Genomic DNA, 17,303 nt, shown 5'->3' on the forward strand with positions numbered 1-17,303 from the left:
TATGCCGGACTATGGCGAACCATCCGGAACATCCTGAAACCTCCGGACGCGTCCGGAAGTCTCAGGAGCCTCACGCGGGAACGATGTTGACCAGCTTCGGCGCCCGGACGATCACCTTGCGGATGCCCGCGCCGTCCAGCGCGGCCACCACCGCCGGGTCGGCCAGGGCCAGCGCCTCCAGCTCCTCGTCGGAGATCGACGGCGGCACCTCCAGCCGTGCCTTCACCTTGCCCTTGAGCTGGACGACACAGGTCACGGCCTCGTCCACCAGATACGCCGGGTCGGCCACCGGGAACGCGCGGTGCACCACGGAGTCCTGGTGCCCCAGCTTGCGCCACAGCTCCTCCGCGACATGCGGCGCCAGCGGCGCGACCAGCAGGACCAGCGCCTCCGCGATATCGCGCGTCAGCGGCCGGCCGGCCTTCGTCAGCGCGTTGTTCAGCTCGGTGATCTTGGCGATGGCGGTGTTGAAGCGCAGCCCCGCCAGGTCCTGCCCGGCCCCGTCGACGGCCTTGTGCAGCGCACGCAGCACGGACTCGTCGGTCTCCGGCCCGTCGACGACCGTGGTCTCGCCCGTCGACTCGTCGACGATATTGCGCCACAGCCGCTGCAGCAGCCGGTACTGGCCGACCACGGCCCGGGTGTCCCAGGGCCGGGAGACGTCCAGCGGCCCCATCGCCATCTCGTACAGGCGCAGGGTGTCGGCACCGTACTCGGCGCAGATCTCGTCCGGGGTGACGGCGTTCTTCAGGGACTTGCCCATCTTGCCCAGTTCGCGCTTGACCGGCTCGCCCTGGTACCAGAAGCCGCCGTCGCGCTCCTCGACCTCGGTCGCGGGGACCGGGAAGCCGCGGCCGTCGCGGTAGACGTACGCCTGGATCATGCCCTGGTTGAACAGCCGGTGGAACGGCTCCGCGGAGGAGACATGGCCCAGGTCGTACAGCACCTTGGACCAGAAGCGCGCGTACAGCAGGTGCAGTACGGCGTGCTCCGCGCCGCCCACGTACAGGTCGACGCCGCCGTGCGGCACGCCCTCGCGCGGGCCCATCCAGTACTGCTCGACGGCCGGGTCGACCAGCCGCTCCTCGTTGCGCGGGTCCAGATAGCGCAGCTCGTACCAGCAGGAACCGGCCCAGTTGGGCATGGTGTTGGTCTCGCGGCGGTACCGGCGCGGCCCGTCGCCCAGGTCGAGGGTGACATGCACCCACTCCTCGTTGCGCGACAGCGGGGTCTCGGGCTCGGTGTCGGCGTCGTCCGGGTCGAAGGTGCGCGGCGAGTAGTCGTCGATCTCCGGCAGCTCCAGCGGCAGCATCGACTCCGGCAGCGCGTGTGCGACGCCGTCCTCGTCGTACACGATCGGGAACGGCTCGCCCCAGTAGCGCTGCCGGCTGAACAGCCAGTCGCGCAGCCGGAAGTTGATCGTCCCCTCGCCGATGCCCTCCTCGGCCAGCCAGGCGATCATCCGGGACTTGGCCTCGACGACGTCCAGTCCGTCCAGGGAGATCCGGTCGTTGGCGGAGTTGATGGCGGGGCCCTGGCCGGTGTACGCCTCGCCCTCCCAGCCCTCCGGCGGACGTACGGTCCGGATGATCGGCAGCTCGAAGGCCTCGGCGAACTCCCAGTCGCGCTCGTCCTGGCCGGGGACCGCCATGATGGCGCCGGTGCCGTATCCCATCAGGACGTAGTCGGCGACGAAGACCGGGACCCGGGTGCCGGTGACCGGGTTCACGGCATACGCACCCGTAAAGACGCCGGTCTTGTCCTTGTGCTCGGTCTGCCGCTCGACGTCGCTCTTGCTCTGCGCCTGCTTGCGGTAGGCGGTCACGGCCTCGGCGGGCGTCGCGGCGCCGCCGGTCCAGGCCTCCTTGACCCCCTGGGGCCACTCGGCGGGCAGGATGGAGTCGATCAGTCCGTGCTCGGGCGCCAGGACCATGTAGGTGGCGCCGAACAGGGTGTCGGGGCGGGTGGTGAAGACGGTGATCCGCTCGCCGTCGTGGCCTTCGACGGGGAAGTCCAGCCGGGCACCCTCGGACCGGCCGATCCAGTTCCGCTGCTGCAGCTTGATGGCCTCGGGCCAGTCCAGCCCGTCCAGGTCGTTCAGCAGCCGGTCCGCGTAGGCGGTGATCCGCATGTTCCACTGGCGCAGCTTGGCCTTGAAGACCGGGAAGTTGCCGCGCTCGGACCGGCCGTCGGCGGTGACCTCCTCGTTGGCCAGCACGGTGCCCAGACCGGGGCACCAGTTGACCGGGGACTCCGAGGCGTACGCCAGCCGGAAGCCGCTCAGGACGTCGGCCCGCTCGGCGGGGCTCAGCTCCGCCCAGGCGCGGTCCGTGCCGGGGACCGCGCGTCCGGCCTCGAACTCGCCGATCAGCTCGGCGATCGGACGGGCCCGGTCCGCCTTCTCGTCGTACCAGGAGTTGAAGATCTGCAGGAAGATCCACTGGGTCCAGCGGTAGTACGCGGGGTCGATCGTGGCGACCGACCGGCGCTGGTCGTGGCCCAGGCCCAGCCGGCGCAGCTGCCGCTTCATGTTGTCCATGGCCGCCTCGGTCGACACCCGCGGGTGGGTGCCGGTGGCGACGGCGTGCTGCTCGGCGGGCAGGCCGAACGCGTCGAAGCCCAGGGTGTGCAGGACGTTGTGGCCGGTCATCCGCTGGTGGCGGGCGTAGACGTCGGTGGCGATGTACCCGAGGGGGTGGCCGACGTGCAGGCCCGCGCCGGAGGGGTACGGGAACATGTCCATGATGAACTTCTTGGGCCGGGCGACGATCTCGGGGTCGCCCGCCAGCTCGCCCACCGGGTTCGGGGCCTCGTAGGTGCCCTCGGCCTCCCAGACGTCCTGCCAGCGCGCCTCGATCTCCGCGGCCAGGGCGGCGGTGTACCGGTGCGGCGCGGCCGTGTCGCCGCCGGCCGAACCGGCGGGAACTGCGGGATTCGTCTCGCTCATGGTCTTCAAAGCTCCATCGGTGTCTCTGCCCAGCGTTCGGAAAGGGCGCCCGGCCGGGGCCCGGGGCCCGTGAAACAAAAGGACCCCTCGCACAGGAGGGGACCGCCGCGCCGATTCCGACCGGAATTCTCATCCGTCGGGACTGATCAGCGCGGCCCGCTAAGCAGAAGGCGTACGGCACGCATGGCGTCAGGGTACCGCAGGGGGCCTCGGCGCCGCGCGCGGGATCCGAGGTGGTGGGCGGTACGGGACCGGGGCGGCGGGCGGTACAGGACCGAGGTGGTAGGCGGTACGGGACCGGGGTGGGCGGACCGGGCCGCGGCGGCCGGGAAGAAGCAGCGGGAAGCCGGGGAGCGGGAACGGCGGGGGAAGGAGAGAACCTCCGAAGCGGCCGCCCCGGAGTCGAGACAAGCGGAAGCGGGCGCCGTATCTAACGGCATGAAGATCGTACGGCCGTCCGCGGCCCGCCCCGGTGCGAGGGCGTCGTCGCTTCCCCGGGGTGCGTCCCGGCGGAACGGCACGGCCCCTGCCCGCGGTTCCGTTCTCGAAACCCCGAAACCCCGAAAGTGCCGCACCTCCCGGTACGGGGCCACCTAGCATGCGTCAACGGGACCGCCTCCTCACCCTCGGAGTTGCCCCATGAAGCCACACCGCAAGAGCCGTTCGTCCCCGGGGCCGGGCTCCGGCCCCGGACCGGAAGCGGGCCCCGCGGTCAGGGGAGGGCTGCTCGCCGGGGCGTTCGCGCTCCTTCCCGTGATCGTCGTCGCCGGTGGCGACGGCCTCCGCGAGGCGCTCGACTTCACCACCGGAGTCCTGGCGCTTCTCGCACTCACCGCCGCGGTGGCCTGGGGGCTGCTCGCCACCGACCGGCTGCTGCTCTCCCCCCGCCACCGTCTCGTCGCCCAGGCCGTGCACCGGGCGACCGCGGCGGCCGCGCTGGGTTTCCTGGTGCTCCACGCGAGCGTGAAAACGGCCCTCGGCCATGTGGGCGCGGTCGGCGCGCTGATCCCCTTCGGCCTCGGATTCACCGGTACGGAGGGGCTCATCGGCTTCGGTTCGCTCGCCGGACTGCTGATGGTGGTGGTGGCCGCCACGGGGGCGCTGCGCAGCGTCCTCGCGGGCCGCCCCGGGGTCGCCGGACGCTGGCGGGCCCTGCACATGCTGGCCTACCCCGCCTGGTGCGCGGCGCTGATCCACGGGCTGTTCGCCGGGCGCCCGGCCGCGGGCTGGGTCGTCGCGCTGTACTGCCTGGCGCTGGTGGCGGTCGGGGGCGCCGTATCGCTGCGGCTGCTGCCGCGGCCCGTCCGGCGGCGGCTGGCGGCCCGGGTGGCGCTGCTCACGGCGGACGGTACGGCCCCGGCGGACCCGGGCGGCGGAAGGCCGGCCGGGGACGTACCGAACGGCGGAAGGTTGGCCGGAGACGTACCGGACGGCGGGTTCCGGAACACGGCGGCGGGTACGGCGGAGGTCGGGCCGCCCGCCGGTTCCCGGCATCTCCCGGAGCCGGAGAGCGGCTCCGGGTACCTCCCGGGCGGCGCCCTCACCGGCGCCGGCCCCCCGCCGCCGATGCTGCCGCCGCCGTTCCCCCCGCTGTACGAAGCCCCGCTGTACGAGCCCCCGCCGCGCCCGGCCCACGCCCCGGCACCGCCACGCCCGCAGCCGGTGCCTCCGGCCCCCGTCCCGGAGCCGGTGCCCCGGTACGCGGCGCAGGACACCTCCCATGCCTTCGCGGCGCCGGTGACGGGCACCGAGCCGGTCCCCGGCGCCGGGTTCCGGGCCGCCTACGACGCGGTCTCCCGCCCGCGCGGCCGGGACGGCGCCGGATACGGGACCGGACCCGCCGACGGGCCCGGAACCGCGGCGGAGACGGGGACGGGAAGAGGGGCGGTGTCCGGTACCCGGGACCACCACACCCCCCGTACCGTGCCCGGCCTCTTCCCGCCCCGCCCCGGTGAGCCGTGGAGCACCCCCGCAGGAGACCGGACGTGAACATTCCGCTCCCCGACGTCCCCGAGGTACGCGTCGTCGGCATGCCCCAGCTGACCCAGGGCTTCGATCTCGTCGACCGGCTCGACCTGCCGATGCATCTGAAGGTGCACGGCCCGCTGGCCCCCGTCACCGGCGAACTGCTGGCCCGGCTCGCCGAGGAGACCGGTCTGCGCGGCCGCGGCGGCGCGGGCTTCCCCTTCGGGCGGAAGCTCCGGTCCGTCGCCGCGGCCGCGATCCGCCGGGGCGTACGGCCCGTCGTCGTGGTCAACGGCAGCGAGGGGGAACCCGCCTGCCGCAAGGACACCGTTCTCCTCAACCGGGCACCGCATCTCGTCCTGGACGGCGCGCTGCTGGCCGCCGAAGCGCTCGGCGCCCGGACCCTGGTGGTGGCCGTCACCCGTAACTCCACCGAGATCTCGGTACGGGCCGCCCTGGCCGAACGCGGCCTCACCGACCGCCGGGGGCCGTCGCTGCGCGCCCGGATCGTCCGCACCCCCGAGCGCATGGTCTCGGGCGAGGCGTCCGCCGTGATCCGGGCGGTCAACGGCGGCCCCGCCCTGCCCCCGGGCCGGCGGGCCCGGGCGGCCGATACCGGAGTCGGCGGCGCACCGACCCTGCTGTCCAACGCCGAAACGTTTGCGCAGCTCGCGGTGGCCGCCCGGCTCGGGGCCGGCCGCTTCCGCCGCTCCGGTACGGACGACGAACCGGGCACGGTCCTGCTGACGCTCTCCGGCGCGGTGGCCCGCCCCATGGTGGTCGAGGTGCCGACGGGGGTGCCGCTGCGCTACGTCCTCGGGCTGGCGGGCGCCCCGCCGCTGCCGCAGGGAGTGCTCACCGGCGGCTACCACGGGAACTGGATCGACGGGACGGCCGCCGGGGAGGCGGTGGTGTCGCGCGCGTCATTGGCCGCCGTCGGCGGCTCCCTCGGCGCGGGCGCGATCCTGCCCCTCGGCCCCGGGACCTGCCCCCTCGGCGAGGCGCTGCGGGTCGCGAACTGGCTGGCCGCCGAGACCGCGGGGCAGTGCGGCCCGTGCAGACTCGGGCTGCCCGCGGCGGCCGGCGGGCTGGCCGATGTGATCGGCGGCGGCGGACCGGCGGCGCTGGAGGCGCTGCGCGAGGTCACCCGGGCCGTGCAGGGCCGCGGCGCCTGCAAGCACCCCGACGGTTCGGCGCGGTTCTTCGGCTCCGTGCTCTCCGCCTTCACGGACGATCTGGCCGCGCATGTCCTGCACGGCGGCTGCGGCCGGGAGACGGCGGGTGTGCTGCCGCTCCCCCTCCCCGGCTACCGGGAGGCCGGGGAGTCGGTACCGAGCGGGGAGAAGGTGCTGATCGACTGGACGCTCTGCCAGGGGCACGGGCTCTGTGCGGACATCGTCCCCGAGCTGATCCGGATCAGCCCGGACGGCTATCCCTCGGTCGCCGACGCCGTCGTCCCGGTCCATCTGCGCGGACGGGCCCAGCGCGCGGTACGCCGCTGTCCCGCTCTCGCGATGCGCATCGAGCGGACCCCGCTGCCCGCACCGGGTACGGACCGGCCCGCCCTGCCGTCCGGCGGCGGCCGCCGGGCCCTGGACAGCGGCCGGAGCTGAGCCGGGGCCGGCTCCGGCCCGGAGCGGCCGGTGCCGATCGCCGGTCCGATCGGAGCCGCCGACTACCGGCTGGTGCCGGTCCGGGCGGCCCGGGCCCCGGCCCGGTGTCGGCCGGGGATCCGCCCGGTCCGGCACCCGGGCCCCGGTCCGGCACCGGGCGCCCGGCACCGCCGCCGGGAAACCGCCGGAGAGCCACCCGATGTGAAACCGCCGGAGAGCCGCCCGCCGGGACACTGCCGGACAGCACGGGAAAAGCCGCCGGAGAAACAGAAATCCCGCCGGACCTTGCGGTCCTGGCGGGATCATCCGATGTGGAGTGGAGCTAAGGAGAATTGAACTCCTGACCTCCTGCATGCCATGCAGGCGCTCTACCAACTGAGCTATAGCCCCTTGCGAGATGTCGTCCGGTCCGGTTTCTTTCTCCGTGCCGCGGCGACGTGGACAACATTAACGCCCTCCCGCCCGCATCACCAAATCCATAACCGCCCCCGTCCGGAGACCGGCGGGGGCGGTGGCACGAAGGGCGGGAGGCGGGGAGCTTCCTACGCCGTGGCGAAGGAGTAGAAGCGTTTCAGGGTGCAGTGCTCGTCGAGCAGCCGTCCGTAGATCGGCTCGCCCTCCAGCTCGCGGTACGTCTCGATCGGATCGCCTTTTATGATCAGCGCTCTCGCACACTCCTCGCACCAGTACTGGTACTCGGGGTTGATCGGGTCCATGTCGCGGACGATGGGCGTACCACGGCCGCACCAGTCGCATTTACGCCTGTGTGCACCCATCAGTCAGTTCCGGTTGTGGCGGCAGGACGTGCACACGTAAGAGACTCCACCATTGCCGCCGGGGACCCGGGCCGCATGCGCCGAACCGCAGGACGGGCGACTGAGGATCACGCGTATGTCCGGTGCCGCGAGCGGGGGCAAGGCGTCCTGGCTCGTGCTGGCGGACATCGTGCGCTCCTTCCCGTACTGGCCGGTGTCCCGTCCGGCCGTCCGATTCTGCCACGACAGCCCGATCCGGGTCAGGAGCGTTTGCGTACGAGACCTGCCAGGGCGCCGGCCGCGGCGGCGGTGGCCAGTGCCACGGCGGTCCACCACCACGCCTCGGCGGAGCCCGCCGCGCCTGCCGCACCGGCCGGGTCGACCGCGGCCCGACGGCCGAGGAAGAGCGATCCGAAGGCCGCGACCCCGACGACCTGACCGAGCTGGGTCACCGTCACGAGCAGCCCGCTGGCGTCCGCCGCGTCCGCGGCGCGGACCGTCGCCAGCGCACCGGCGAGCGCCGGGCCGTACGCGGCGGCGAGACCGGCCCCGAGGAAGGCCAGGGCGGCGTGGAGCGGGAGTCCTGCGCCGTCGCCGTCCCGGAGCAGCAGGCCGGCGGCCACCAGGGCGGCGGCCGTGACCACGAATCCGGCCGGGACCAGGCCGGATTGCAGCCGCGCGGGCAGTCTGCGCCAGCCCAGCCCGACCACCCCGAAGGCCACCGCGGTGGGCAGCGCCGTCAGCCCGGCGCGCAGGGCGCCGTATCCCAGCCCGCTCTGGAGGTGCAGGGTGAGGGCGAAGACGCAGCCCGCGTTGACCGCCATGGCCAGGGCGATCCGGGCGGCGGCCGTGCCCAGGCCGGGGATCCGCAGCACCCGGGGGGCGATCAGCGGGGCGCCGCCGCGGCGGGCGAGCCGGGTCTCGTACCCCAGGAACAGCCCGAGGAGCAGGGCGGCGGCGGCCAGGCTCGACCAGGTCCAGACCGGCCAGCCGTACTCCTGGCCGAGGACCAGCGGCACAGTGAACAGTCCGACCACGGCCGCGAAGAGGAGCAGACCGGGGAGGTCGAGGCCGCGGGCCCGCCCGGCGGGCCGGTCCCGGGGCAGCACCCGGGCGCCCACCACCAGCAGGACCGCCCCGATCGGCACATTGACCAGGAACACCGGCCGCCAGCCCAGGCCGAAGAGGTCTGCGGAGACCAGCAGACCGCCCGCCACCAGACCGGCGACCGCCCCGACGGCCAGCACCGCCGAGTAGGCGCCGAGCGCCCGCACCCTGGCCTCGCCCGCGAAGTTGCGCTGGATCAGGCTCAGCACCTGCGGAATCAGCAGGGCCGCGCCCGCGCCCTGGACCAGCCGGAAGGCGATCAGCTGTCCGGTCCCCGCGGCCAGACCGCAGGCCAGGGACGCGGCGGTGAAGAGCGCGAGTCCGGCGAGCCAGGCCCGGCGGTGGCCGACGAGTTCGCCCAGCCGGGCCCCGGTGATCAGCAGGACCGCGTACGCCACGGTGTATCCGGCGACGACGAGCTGCAACCGGGCCCCGGAGGCACCGAATTCGGTACGGATCGTGGGGGCGGCCACATGGACCACGAAGATATCGAGGAGCGCCATGAACTGGGCCGCGAGCACCAGTGCCAGCAGCGCTCCGGGGCGGCCGGTGCCGCTGCCGGTGGCCCTGTCGGTAGCCGGGGGTTTACCGGAGAGCGGCGGGGCGGAAAGCCGGGAGGAGGTCGTCGACATGCTTCCGAGGCTGGACCCGGCGGGATACGGGGAGTGAGAGCCCGCCGATCCTGGTACCGGCACCACCTGGCAGCGGGCGCCGCGGACACCGACGATGGGGGCGTGACGGCGATGACGACCAGAGGTACGGCGGACACCGCGCCCGAAGCCGCGGCGGGCGGTCCCGGGAAGCACGGCGACGGGAGCGGCGGAGGCCGGGGCTGCCGCCGCAGACCGGAGCTGGCGGCGTTCCTCCGCAGCCGCCGGGCCCGGGTGACGCCCGCCGATGTGGGGATGCCCCCGGGCCTGCGGCGGCGCACTCCCGGGCTGCGCCGGGAGGAGGTGGCCCAGCTCTCCGGAGTCGGGGTGACCTGGTACACCTGGCTGGAGCAGGGGCGGCCGATCAACGCCTCGCCGCAGGTGCTGAACGCGGTCGCGCGGACGCTCCGGCTGGACGCGTCGGAGCGGGAGCACCTCTACCATCTGGCGAAGGTGCCGTACGAGCAGCCGCCCGGCGCGGGCGGCGGCGGGGAGACCGACGGGGTGGGCCCGGAGGTCCGGTCCATCCTCGACGCCCTGGTCCCGCGGCCGGCCGTGGTCTACAACTCCCGGTACGACCTGCTGGCCGCCAACGACAGCTACGACCGGCTCTTCATGACCGGGCTGTTCCGGGGACCGGGGCGGAAGAACGTGCTGTGGACGCTGTTCGAGGCGGCGGGCACGGCCGACTGCCCGGTGCGTCATCCGGAGGTGGAGCTGCCGCTGATGGTGGCGCAGTTCCGGGCGGCGTACGGGCGCCATGTGGGCGATCCCGCCTGGGAGTCGTTCGTCCGTGAGCTGTCCCGGGCCAGCGGACACTTCGCCGAGCTGTGGCGGAGCGGGAACGTGGTCCACCCGGGGCCCCGGGTGAAGGTGTTCCGGCATCCGGCCGTGGGCGAGATGCGGATGTCGTCGGTGTCGATGGAGATCAACGGACTGCCGGAGTGCCGGATGGTCGTCTACTCCGCGGGGGACGAGGAGAGCGCCCGCCGTCTCGGTGACCTCCACCGGCTCTGAGCCCGGGAAAGAACCCCCCGGGCCCGGCGGACCCGAAACCCGGCGCCCCGAGACGTGAAGATCCGGAGCCGCCGAAACCCGGCGCCCGGGAGACACAGGGAAGCGGAGAAGCGGAGAAGCAGAAAACCCCGCCCTCGGGAAGAGGACGGGGTTCCGGGCTGTGGAGCTAAGGAGAATTGAACTCCTGACCTCCTGCATGCCATGCAGGCGCTCTACCAACTGAGCTATAGCCCCTGGTGTTCTTCGCGCTCGGCGCTTCGAACAAGAAGAACTTTAGCCTGCGACCTGCCGGAAAGGGAAATCCGGGGGCGGAGCCGGGGACGGCTCAGGTGTCGTCGCCGAGGACGGGCTCCGGGAGGGTGCCCGCGTTGTGCTCCAGCAGCCGCCAGCCGCGCGCGCCCTCACCGAGGACGGACCAGCAGCAGTTGGAGAGGCCGCCGAGGCTCTCCCAGTGGCCGGACTCCAGACCGAGGAGCCGGCCGATGGTGGTCCGGATGGTGCCGCCGTGGCTGACGACGACCAGCGTGCCGTCCGCCGGGATCTTCTCGGCATGGTGGAGGACGACCGGGGCGGCACGGTCGGCCACCTCGGTCTCCAGCTCGCCGCCGCCCCGGCGCACGGGTTCGCCGCGCTTCCAGGCCGCGTACTGCTCGCTGTAGCGCTCGATGATCTCCTGGTGGGTCAGCCCCTGCCAGACACCGGCGTACGTCTCCCGCAGGCCCTCGTCGTAGGTGACGTCGAGCCCGGTGACCTCGGCCAGCTCACCGGCGGTGGCGGCGGCCCGCTTCAGATCGGAGGCGATGATCGCGTCCGGCTTCAGGGAGGCCAGCAGCCGGGCGGCCCGGCGGGCCTGGGAGATTCCGGTCTCGGTGAGCGCGATGTCCGTGGTGCCCTGGAAGCGGCGCTCCAGATTCCAGGAGGTCTGGCCGTGCCGCCACAGGACGAGACGGCGGCCGGTGCGCTTGTAGGCGTCCTCGTTCAGTTCAGCTCACCGTCCGCACCGCCGGTCAGCTCCGCGTGCTCCTTGCCCTTGCCGCGGGTCTTCACCGCGTCCTCGGGGAGGGGCAGCTCGGGGCAGTCCTTCCAGAGCCGCTCCAGGGCGTAGAAGACACGCTCCTCGCTGTGCTGGACGTGGACCACGATGTCGACGTAGTCCAGCAGGATCCAGCGGGCGTCGCGGTCGCCCTCGCGGCGGACCGGCTTGGCGCCCAGGTCCTTGAGCAGCCGCTCCTCGATCTCGTCGACGATCGACTTGACCTGGCGGTCGTTGGGAGCGGAGGCGATCAGGAAGGCGTCGGTGATGGACAGCACATCGCTGACGTCGTAGGCGATGATGTCGTGCGCGAGCCTGTCGGCGGCCGCCTGGGCGGCGGCGTTGACGAGCTCGACGGAGCGCTCGGTAGCGGTCACTGGCTGGCTTTCGTCGGCGGTCGTGTACCAGACAAGGGTCTCACGGACCGCCGCCGTCCCCTCCCGGGTTTCCGGGCACCCCCGGGAAGCACCCGGCCCCGCCGCTCCCGAGGGGGGTGCGACGGGGCCGTGCCGGGCCGGTTCCGCAGGCTCGGCTCAGCCGGTCCTGTAGTCACCGCCGAGGACGACGGCGACATCGGCGTTGGCTGCCGGGGTGCCCTTCTTCACGGCGGACGCGGGGAGCCCGAGGGTCTTGGCGATCTCGGTGGCCTCTTCCTTGCGGGCGTCGTCACCGTAGGTCACCGTCGAGGTGTTCGCCGTGTCCGCCTTGCCGCCGTCGACGACGTTGTAGCCGCCGTTGCCCAGGGCGACGCGGGCGCTCTCGGCGGCCGCCGGTTTGCCGGTGGCGTTCTTGATGCCGACCCGGACCGCCTCGTCCTTCGCGCCGCCGCCGACGGAGCCGCCGAGGACGTCCTTGACGATCTGGGTGATGGCCTGCTCGGTGGGGCGTCCGTCGGGCTGGATGGGGAGCAGGGCCGTGGCGTAGTCGCCGCCCTTGGCGTGGTCGGCGAGCTTGGCGAGGGAGGCGCCGAGGTCCTTCTCGGAGAGCGAGGGGTCGAGGATCTGGCCCAGGGTCTCGACGGTGACGGTCGCGGATTCGGCGTCGCTCGGGAACTTCTTCAGTACGCCCTGCATCACCTGGCCGAACCGGTGGAGTTGCTTGGACTCCGGCTCACCGGCGGCGAGATGGGTGGCGTAGGCGACGGCGGACCGGCCGTTGAGGGTCTGGTTCTCGCCCTTCTTCACCAGGGGGGCGGCGCCCTTGCCCGCGCCGGGCACCTCGGCGTCGGTGGTGAGGTCGATATTGCCGACGAGGTCGACGAGGCTCTCCAGGAAGGGGGTGTCGAGCCGCCAGGTGCCGCTGATACGGGCGCCGAGGAGGGTGCCGACGGCCTCCCGGGTACCGGCGGTGCCGTCGTCGTCGACGGATTTGCCGAGGGTGGTGGCGGTGCCGCTGTCACCGGCGACGGAGAGGGCGTTGGGGAGCAGGACGGTGGTGCCCCGGCCGGTGGTGACGTTGTCCACGAGGAGGGCCGTCGAGGTGCCCTTCTTCTTGGTGTTGTGCAGATGGACCACGATGACGTCGCGCTTCTGGGCCCCGGCGGAGACGCTCTTCTTCTCCCCGTCCGACAGGGTCGCCGAGACGATCCAGCCGATGCCCGCCAGCACCACCAGTGCCAGGGCGACGCCCAGGGCGACCACCCTGTTGCGGCCCCGCCGCTTGGCCTCCTCGCGCCGCTCGGAGCGGCTCTCGGTGAACTTCAGCCAGTCGATGACGTCTTCGGACTCCTCGTCGGGCTCCGCGATGAACGCGAACTGCTCGGTGCGGTAGTCACGGCCGCCGGGCGGTTCCGCCTCGGTACGGCGCTGCCCGGGGAGGGCGGTGGCCGGTCCGGCGCCGTCGGGCGACCCGTCCGGGGCGGGTCCGGATTCGGCCGCGGGGGCCGGGTGCTGCGCGGGGACGGTCCACTGCCCGGTGGTGTCGACGGCCGTCGGCAGGCCGCCGGTGTCGTAGCCGTACTCCTCCCCGCCGTAGCCCTCCTGGTCGCGGGAGCCGTGGCCGGGGGCATGAGCGGGGGCCCGGCCGTAGGGCTGCTGTCCGCCGGTCCCGTCCGGCCCGTACGGGGAGTACGGCTCCGGGTCCGGCCCGGCCCCGGGGGGCGGTTCGTAGCCGCCGTACTCCTGATGGGCCCCGGTCCCGGGGGACTGCGGGGGATACGGGTCGTAGGACTCCTGGCGGTCGTAGGAGTCCTGGCGGTACGGCTGCCCGTACTCCTGCCGGTACTCCTGTCCGTACTCCTGCCCCGAGTGTCCGTATCCCTGCTCCGGCTGCCCGTACGACTGCTCGTACGGTTCGCGGGGCTCGTAGGGCTCGTACGGTGCCGACTCGGCGGGCTGCTGGGCCTCGTGAGACTGCTGGGGCTGCTGGTAGACCGGCTGCCCGTACGCGTCGTAGCCGATGATCTGCGGCTGCGGCGGATAAGCCTCGTACGGATTCTGCTGGTCGTTCACCGGTGTCCCCTCTCCGGGCTCACTGACCGCGGTACAACTGGCGCTTGTCGATGTAGCGCACGACACCGTCGGGTACGAGATACCAGACCGGGTCCCCCTTGGCGACCCTCGCCCGGCAGTCGGTGGAGGAGATCGCCAGGGCCGGCACCTCGACCAGGGAGACCCTGCCTTCCGGCAGTCCGTCGTCCGTCAGATCGTGGCCGGGGCGGGTGACCCCGATGAAATGCGCGAGCGAGAACAGCTCCGTCGCGTCGCGCCAGCCCAGGATCTGGGAGAGCGCGTCGGCGCCGGTGATGAAGAAGAGGTCGGTGTCCTCGTTGAGGTTCCGCAGATCCCGGAGTGTATCGATGGTGTACGTCGGCCCGGGGCGGTCGACGTCGATCCGGCTCACCGAGAACTGGGGGTTGGAGGCCGTCGCGATCACCGTCATGAGGTAGCGGTCCTCGGCCGGTGAGACGGCCTTGTGGGTCTTCTGCCACGGCTGCCCCGTGGGCACGAAGACGACCTCGTCGAGGTGGAACAGGGCGGCCACCTCACTGGCGGCCACCAGGTGACCGTGGTGAACCGGGTCGAACGTCCCGCCCATGACGCCGAGTCGCCGCCTGGCGGGACCGCCGCCCGGCACTCCGGGCGCGGTGCCCGCCTGTACTTCGTGCTGTCCCATGCGTGCAGAGCCTACTGGCACGTGCGTACGAGACGCCCGGCGAGACTCAGCGGTCGCGGTTGAAGCTGATGGTGATGAAGAGCAGGAGCAGCAGCCCGACCAGGGCGAGGCCGCCGACGAGCAGGGGGCTGAGGCTTTCGTGGCCACCGCCTTCGGCCAGGGGGACCAGGGCGGCGGCGGAGGTACCGGTGAGGCTCATCTTCGGCGAGACCTATCGATCGGGAACGGGGCTGAGGGTCTTCGGGCACACATCGTATGCGGGCGGCTCGGGCACGCTCACGGCGACTCGGTCGTTGTGATGGTCGCGGTGCCCGTCCTGCGGGTCGGCGGACCGCGGCGGAGCCCGTGCACAGTATCCGGAAAGTACCCGGCCGGTACGGGGACACGGGCCCGGGCCGGGAGTTGTCCACAGGCCCGGCCGCCTCCGAGCGCCGGCGCCTACGCTGGGGCCGCGGGGGCGAGCCGCACACCGGCGCGGCCGCAGTGCCGTGCCGCACCGCACCATCGGGCTGAAAAGCACTATCGGGCTACACAGGGGGCCGGAATGACCGAAAGCAGTCACGACAACGTGCCGAGCAGGCAGCGCAGGCGGTTCCCCGGGATCTCGTCCCGGGCCTACGAACACCCGGCGGACCGTTCGGCGCTGGTCGCCCTGCGGAAGCTCAGCGGTTTCGACACCGTCTTCAAGGCGCTCAGCGGACTGCTGCCGGAGCGCAGTCTGCGGCTTCTCTTCCTCTCCGACTCCGTCCGGGTGAGCGACGAGCAGTTCGCCCATCTGCACGCCATGCTGCGGGACGCGTGTTACATCCTGGACCTGGAGAAGGTCCCCGCGATGTATGTGACGCAGGACCCCCGCCCCAACGCGATGTGCATCGGCCTCGACGAGCCGATCATCGTGGTGACGACGGGTCTGGTGGAGCTGCTCGACGAGGAGGAGATGCGGGCCGTGGTGGGCCACGAGGTGGGCCACGCGCTCTCCGGCCACTCCGTCTACCGCACGATCCTGCTGTTCCTGACGAACCTGGCGCTGAAGGTCGCCTGGATACCGCTGGGCAATGTGGCGATCATGGCGATCGTGACCGCGCTGCGGGAGTGGTTCCGCAAGTCGGAGCTGTCCGCGGACCGGGCGGGGCTGTTGGTGGGACAGGACCTCCAGGCCTCCATGCGGGGTCTGATGAAGATCGCCGGCGGCAACCATCTCCACGAGATGAACGTGGACGCCTTCCTCCGCCAGGCCGAGGAGTACGAGGCGGGCGGCGATCTCCGGGACTCCGTTCTCAAGATCATGAACGTGCTGCCGCGTACGCATCCGTTCACCACCGTTCGGGCGGCCGAGCTGAAGAAGTGGGCCGAGAGCCGCGACTACCAGCGGATCATGGACGGCCACTACCCGCGGCGCGACGAGGACAAGGACACCTCGGTGACCGACTCCATCCGCGACTCCGCCTCGCACTACGCGGACACCGTGCGCACCAGCAAGGACCCGCTGATGAAGCTGGTCGGCGATATCGCGGGCGGCGCGGGAGACCTGGGCGGCAAGCTCCGCGACAAGTTCGGCGGCCGGGCGAACGGCAGCGGCGCGGGAGCCGGCTCCGGTTCCGGTTCCGGCTCCGGCGGGGAGGGCGGCGGCTCCGGAGCCTGATCCTCCGGGGACCGTCCGGGGCGGCGGCCCGGCCCGGTTCGGTGCCGGTGGCTGCCCCGGGCCGGTCAGCCGGACGGGGGCGGCCGGGGCCCCCGGGGGGCCGTCTCCGGGGTCGGCTGGGCCGCCGGGGAGAGGGAGCCGCAGAGCCCTGCCGCGGGTGCCGTGGCCGTGGCGTACGGATCGGTCCCGGCCGGGGCCGGGGGCGCGGCCCGCTCCCCCGCCAGCAGCGGCCGCAGGGCGCCCGCGGGCTCCGCCGAGCAGGACTGCGGACCCGCCTGGAGATGGCTGGTGACGAGTTCGGTGCGGTGGCGCAGGATGTCCTCGTGGTCGAAGCGGAGCCGCAGCTCCCGGCGGGCCACGAAGAGGGACGCCGGGTCCCGGCGGCCCGGATCGGCCACCGCGGGAGCGGAGGGCGCCCGGGAGGCGCCCGGCGGGGCCGCCGGGCGGAGGGCGTAGGTGAAGGTGTGGCTGGAGGTGATCTCCAGACTGCCGGTCCCGGACTCCGCGTACTCCAGGCTCCCCCGGACCCGTACGGCCGGATCGGCGAGAACGGCCTTCGCCGGGTCGAAACGGATCAGCCAGCCGCTCGCCGACGGCCGGGCGCCGATCCGGAAACCGACATCCCGGTCGAAGGCGTCGAGCTGGCCGGGGTCGAGCAGGACCCGGACCGGACGGACCGTACCGCCCGAGAGCACGGACGGGTTCAGCGACGACATCACCAGATACTCCTTGGCCACCCAGAGCGCGGTCCGCACCTCGCTCTCGGAGAAGCCGGAGGTGCGCCGGATCGCGGGAAGCGCGATGCCGGAGGCGGCGATCCGGTGCCGGGCGGCCTGGCTGCGGTGGTAGAGAGCGGCGGGCTCCCCGCCGGGGACCGCCCCGGAGGGCGCCAGCGGGACCACGGTCATCCGGAGCGGTTCGGCCCGGGCACCGGTGACGGGGGCGCCCGGGGAGCGGCGCAGCCCGATATGGATCGCCGTGGCGACGGAGACCGCCAGCAGCAGCGCCAGCGCCATCACCACCCATGCGCCGCGGGCGCCCCGGCGGGCGCCGGACCCGGGCGACGGCAGGGTGCGGACCGCCCGCGCGTCCGGGCCCGTCCGCTCCCGGGCCGAATACTCCTGGAGCCGGGCAGCGCGGACGAACGACTCGTCGAAGACGACGGCTCCGTACTCGTCCTCTCCGCCGCCGGGGAGCCCCTCGGGAACCCCCTCGGGCGGGTCTCCACGCCCAGCCATACTCAGAGGGTTGGTCCGCCGGGCCTCCGGTAAACGCGTCCGGACACCCCAAAGTCCGGCGGAGTACCCCGGATGCACCCGTACGGCGCCGTACGCCCGGGCGGCGCGATGTGCCCGGGCGGCGCCGCAACAGGGCCCGGAGGCGTGCCCCTCCGGCGCCGGGCTGCCGCACCGCAGGGCGGAGCACGGCCGGTGCCCGTGTGGGCCGGTGAGAGGGGAAGG

General features: G+C 73.1%; 13 protein-coding genes and 2 tRNA genes. 4 read left to right on the forward strand and 11 right to left on the reverse strand.

Translation table 11 applies throughout. The features are described 5' to 3' along the window. Window positions 1-70: 70 nt before the first annotated feature. Window positions 71-2,947 (reverse strand): leucine--tRNA ligase, encoded by a 2,877-nt coding sequence (gene leuS / locus ACWDR0_RS04560; RefSeq protein WP_456350131.1) that lies wholly within the window; start codon window positions 2,945-2,947, stop codon window positions 71-73. Between the two features lie 639 nt (window positions 2,948-3,586). Between leuS and ACWDR0_RS04565 the strand changes: the two genes are divergently transcribed. Together ACWDR0_RS04565 and ACWDR0_RS04570 are read left to right on the forward strand one after the other, a co-directional pair. Further along, window positions 3,587-4,936, forward strand: a complete 1,350-nt coding sequence (locus tag ACWDR0_RS04565; protein ID WP_456350132.1) for a hypothetical protein — start codon at window positions 3,587-3,589, stop codon at window positions 4,934-4,936. Further along, entirely contained in the window at window positions 4,933-6,525 is a 1,593-nt protein-coding gene (locus ACWDR0_RS04570) for a ferredoxin (RefSeq protein ID WP_456350133.1), read from the forward strand. Before ACWDR0_RS04565 ends, ACWDR0_RS04570 begins: the two co-directional genes overlap by 4 nt. 317 nt (window positions 6,526-6,842) lie before the next feature. On the opposite strand, the gene ACWDR0_RS04575 is transcribed toward ACWDR0_RS04570, so the two are convergent. From ACWDR0_RS04575 to ACWDR0_RS04585, 3 genes are all read right to left on the reverse strand, one after another. Beyond that, window positions 6,843-6,915: transfer RNA gene (locus tag ACWDR0_RS04575), tRNA-Ala, on the reverse strand. 152 nt (window positions 6,916-7,067) lie between these two features. Further along, window positions 7,068-7,301, reverse strand: a complete 234-nt coding sequence (locus tag ACWDR0_RS04580; RefSeq protein WP_456350134.1) for a hypothetical protein — start codon at window positions 7,299-7,301, stop codon at window positions 7,068-7,070. 239 nt (window positions 7,302-7,540) lie between these two features. Next, window positions 7,541-9,019, reverse strand: coding sequence for an MFS transporter (locus ACWDR0_RS04585; RefSeq protein ID WP_456350135.1), 1,479 nt, complete (start codon window positions 9,017-9,019; stop codon window positions 7,541-7,543). 111 nt (window positions 9,020-9,130) lie between these two features. On the opposite strand from ACWDR0_RS04585, the gene ACWDR0_RS04590 reads away from it, so the two are divergent. Then, window positions 9,131-10,054, forward strand: a complete 924-nt coding sequence (locus ACWDR0_RS04590; protein WP_456350172.1) for a helix-turn-helix transcriptional regulator — start codon at window positions 9,131-9,133, stop codon at window positions 10,052-10,054. Window positions 10,055-10,215: 161 nt separating this feature from the next. Here ACWDR0_RS04590 and ACWDR0_RS04595 read toward each other — a convergent pair. The 6 genes from ACWDR0_RS04595 to ACWDR0_RS04620 form a co-directional block, all read right to left on the reverse strand. After that, a tRNA-Ala gene (locus ACWDR0_RS04595) sits at window positions 10,216-10,288 on the reverse strand. 91 nt (window positions 10,289-10,379) lie between these two features. After that, window positions 10,380-11,036, reverse strand: a complete 657-nt coding sequence (locus ACWDR0_RS04600; RefSeq protein WP_456350173.1) for a histidine phosphatase family protein — start codon at window positions 11,034-11,036, stop codon at window positions 10,380-10,382. Continuing rightward, entirely contained in the window at window positions 11,033-11,464 is a 432-nt protein-coding gene (rsfS, locus tag ACWDR0_RS04605; RefSeq protein ID WP_456350136.1) for a ribosome silencing factor, read from the reverse strand. The genes ACWDR0_RS04600 and rsfS overlap by 4 nt, the downstream gene beginning before the upstream one ends. Window positions 11,465-11,620: 156 nt before the next feature. After that, window positions 11,621-13,537 (reverse strand): LytR C-terminal domain-containing protein, encoded by a 1,917-nt coding sequence (locus ACWDR0_RS04610; RefSeq protein ID WP_456350137.1) that lies wholly within the window; start codon window positions 13,535-13,537, stop codon window positions 11,621-11,623. A 19-nt stretch (window positions 13,538-13,556) separates the two neighbouring features. Continuing rightward, entirely contained in the window at window positions 13,557-14,201 is a 645-nt protein-coding gene (gene nadD, locus ACWDR0_RS04615) for a nicotinate-nucleotide adenylyltransferase (RefSeq protein ID WP_456350138.1), read from the reverse strand. Between the two features lie 46 nt (window positions 14,202-14,247). Next, complete coding sequence (locus tag ACWDR0_RS04620) at window positions 14,248-14,400, reverse strand: hypothetical protein (protein ID WP_456350139.1); 153 nt, start codon at window positions 14,398-14,400, stop codon at window positions 14,248-14,250. Window positions 14,401-14,745: 345 nt separating this feature from the next. Here ACWDR0_RS04620 and ACWDR0_RS04625 point away from each other — a divergent pair, with 345 nt between their 5' ends. Beyond that, the gene (locus ACWDR0_RS04625) at window positions 14,746-15,843 is read left to right on the forward strand and encodes a M48 family metallopeptidase (protein ID WP_456350140.1); all 1,098 of its coding nucleotides are present in this window, start codon (window positions 14,746-14,748) and stop codon (window positions 15,841-15,843) included. 65 nt (window positions 15,844-15,908) lie between these two features. Here the strand turns inward: ACWDR0_RS04625 and ACWDR0_RS04630 are convergent, their stop codons facing one another. Next, complete coding sequence (locus ACWDR0_RS04630) at window positions 15,909-17,081, reverse strand: SCO2583 family membrane protein (protein WP_456350141.1); 1,173 nt, start codon at window positions 17,079-17,081, stop codon at window positions 15,909-15,911. Window positions 17,082-17,303: the final 222 nt, after the last annotated feature.

Source organism: Streptomyces sp. NPDC003691 (assembly GCF_053981115.1).

Excerpts from the sequence above, each read along its gene's own strand:
- leuS (WP_456350131.1), bottom strand. The coding sequence starts at position 2,947 with ATGAGCGAGACGAATCCCGCAGTTCCCGCCGGTTCGGCCGGCGGCGAC.
- ACWDR0_RS04565 (WP_456350132.1), top strand. The coding sequence starts at position 3,587 with ATGAAGCCACACCGCAAGAGCCGTTCGTCCCCGGGGCCGGGCTCCGGC.
- ACWDR0_RS04580 (WP_456350134.1), bottom strand. The coding sequence starts at position 7,301 with ATGGGTGCACACAGGCGTAAATGCGACTGGTGCGGCCGTGGTACGCCC.
- ACWDR0_RS04585 (WP_456350135.1), bottom strand. The coding sequence starts at position 9,019 with ATGTCGACGACCTCCTCCCGGCTTTCCGCCCCGCCGCTCTCCGGTAAA.
- ACWDR0_RS04590 (WP_456350172.1), top strand. The coding sequence starts at position 9,131 with ATGACGACCAGAGGTACGGCGGACACCGCGCCCGAAGCCGCGGCGGGC.
- nadD (WP_456350138.1), bottom strand. The coding sequence starts at position 14,201 with ATGGGACAGCACGAAGTACAGGCGGGCACCGCGCCCGGAGTGCCGGGC.
- ACWDR0_RS04620 (WP_456350139.1), bottom strand. The coding sequence starts at position 14,400 with ATGAGCCTCACCGGTACCTCCGCCGCCGCCCTGGTCCCCCTGGCCGAA.
- ACWDR0_RS04625 (WP_456350140.1), top strand. The coding sequence starts at position 14,746 with ATGACCGAAAGCAGTCACGACAACGTGCCGAGCAGGCAGCGCAGGCGG.
- ACWDR0_RS04630 (WP_456350141.1), bottom strand. The coding sequence starts at position 17,081 with ATGGCTGGGCGTGGAGACCCGCCCGAGGGGGTTCCCGAGGGGCTCCCC.